At 53.2% G+C, this 2492-nt stretch carries 2 protein-coding genes; both read left to right on the top strand.

Annotation, left to right across the window (positions count from 1 at the left end):
* Positions 1-2073 (top strand): HAD-IIIC family phosphatase (locus HJG40_RS14360; protein WP_215864832.1); only part of this gene is annotated, 2073 nt, incomplete at its 5' end.
* Positions 2074-2131: 58 nt separating this feature from the next.
* Positions 2132-2329 (top strand): type II toxin-antitoxin system VapB family antitoxin, encoded by a 198-nt coding sequence (locus tag HJG40_RS14355; RefSeq protein WP_215864831.1) that lies wholly within the window; start codon positions 2132-2134, stop codon positions 2327-2329.
* Positions 2330-2492: the final 163 nt, after the last annotated feature.

Raw genomic sequence — 2492 nt, 5'->3', positions numbered from 1 at the left:
TACCCGCCTGGAAGATCACGGCGGCCATTGGGGTGTGGAAATGTATGTACGGCGGGGTGCATAGGCATGGCCTCTGCCAAAAACTCCAATAGGGAAGGGTGGTGGCAGCGTTGGCGCGGGGGAGCTGATCCCGCAGAGGATGCAGCGCTAGCGAATCTGGATGATCGAGGATTTTTGACAGCGGTTTACCGGAAATATCTGGGGCGGGAAATCGATTCTTCTGGCAAAAGGTATTATTTGTCTCGTCTTAATACTTCGATTAGTCGTCGAAAACTGATTCGGGCTATTAAAAATTCTGCGGAAGCCCGGTTGTATCGGGAGCGTCAGACACGAGTGGCGTTATTGCAGCATCATTGGAAAAACCAGGAAAAGCAATCTCCTCTGCCACGCTTGGGCAGATATACGGAAAATAATTCCCCACATATTGCCCTCATTGGAACCTGTCTGGTAGAGGGCTTGCTTCAGACTGCATTGACAATAAATTGGTCGATGCAACACTATCTGATGGATTCTGGACCCCATGATCCTGTGCCGCAGCTTTCTGCAGAGGATTTTGACGGGGTGCTGGTACAACTGACCCTGCGTTCTTTGCTGAGTATGGTGGCGGAAAACGGCGATGGGGATCTGTTTCATCTGCGCGCTGATGTGGATTGGTCGGATTTGCGAGAGCGGGCCTGTCAGCAACTGCAAACCCAGGTGCAGCGCATACTGGCGGCCTTGCCCGATGGGCTTCCTGTATTTTTTCTGGGTTTTCTGGAACCCATGCCCCGGATCAACGGTCTGCTGGGGCCGAATCGTCAGCATGGCTTGTATGCATTGATTCGCCACCTGAATGACACGCTGGAAGAAGCCCTGACGGTGCGGCATCGCGCTTTTTATCTGGAGCTGAACGATTTGCGCCTGCATTACGGCGACAGCACGGCCTATGATGGGTATGTTTCCCATTTCACCCATGGGGGCATACGGAGTAGTCGGCAGGGGGATTTGATTCATCTGGGGATTCTGGAAAAAGTACAGGCTGCTTTGCAGGTTTTGCGGGGTGATCAGCAGGTCAAGCTGATTATTACCGATCTGGATAATACCCTCTGGAAAGGCGTGTTGGCGGAGTTGGATGAAATTATCCCGCTGGAGGTCACCGAAGGTTGGCCCTTGGGTTATGCTGAGGCCCTGCTGGCTTGCAAGGCGCGTGGGATTTTGCTGGCTATTTGCAGTAAAAATGAGGACATTACTACCCGCGAAAATTTTACTAAAGTCTGGGGGCGCCGTTTGCGTCTGGAGGACTTCTGCGCGATACACATCAGTTGGCAACCCAAGTCTCAGGCTATTGCGCAGATTTTGGCAGAAACCAACCTGTTACCCGAGCACGTGCTGTTTATAGATGATAATCCCCTGGAAATTGCAGAAGTCACTCATGCTTACCCGCAGATGCGGACCCTCAGCGGTGACCCGGAACAATGGCGTCATCTGCTGCTCTATTCAGTGGAAACGCAGGTCGCGCATGTATCGGCAGAATCTGCCCGCCGCACCGAACTGGTTCAGGCCAAAAAACAGCGGGATGCAGCCGCTGAAAATATGGATAGGACGGCCTGGCTGGAGTCCTTGCAGCTCACCTTGCAGGTGGAGACCATGACCGATGGCACGCATCCTCGTTATGCACGGGCGCTGGAGCTCCTTAACAAAACCAATCAGTTCAATACCACTGGTCAGCGCTGGACTGATGCTGAGCTGCAAAATTGGCTGGCGGCAGGCGGTGTTTTGCTCGCCGTCTCGGCGCAAGACCGTTTTGCACCCCATGGGCTGATTGCCCTGGCTTTGTTGCAGGACAACGCCATTATTCAGATGGTGTTGTCTTGCCGGATATTTGGCCTGGGTATTGAAACCGCCTTGCTGGCCGAAGCGGTGCGCCAAATACAGGCCGATGGGCATGAAGAATATCAGGGTCATTTTACCGCCACTGGCCGCAATGATGCCTGCCGGGATTTTTGGCATGATCAGGGCCTTGCCTGGGATGCAGAACAGAATCTATGGCGTGGAAGCGCCGCGCCAGAATGGCCAACCTGGATTCGGCGATGACAAAGTAGCGCCCTGTGTCTAAAATAGCATCAGATGATGCTGTAATGAGGTTTCTCAAATGCGAACAACCATTAATCTGGACGATGATCTCCTTGTGCAGGCCAAAAATCTCTCTGGTGTGGAAGATCGGGGCGCGTTGCTGAAAGAAGCTTTGCGTGCCTTGATTGAGCGCGAAAGTGCCCGTCGGCTGGCGCGACTGGGTGGTACAGAATCGCAATTACAGGATATTCCGCGAAGACGAGAGCCCACTGCTTGATTCTGGTGGATACAAAGCGATTTATGGGTCATCATCAAAATAATCTCCGCATTCTCATGGAAATGCGCCCCGCCCTGGATGGTTTTTACGGGATTCCCCAGGAAACCCGCCTGCTTTACGGGGTGTTGGCCGGTTTGCCCGATGTGGAATTGTCAGGTTTGCT

The organism is Acidithiobacillus concretivorus (genome assembly GCF_018853445.1).
GTDB classification, from domain to species: domain Bacteria; phylum Pseudomonadota; class Gammaproteobacteria; order Acidithiobacillales; family Acidithiobacillaceae; genus Acidithiobacillus; species Acidithiobacillus concretivorus.
The sequence above is the reverse complement of the archived record's forward strand: the minus strand, read 5'-3'. Positions and strand labels throughout refer to the sequence as shown.

Excerpts from the sequence above, each read along its gene's own strand:
- HJG40_RS14355 (WP_215864831.1), top strand. The coding sequence starts at position 2,132 with ATGCGAACAACCATTAATCTGGACGATGATCTCCTTGTGCAGGCCAAA.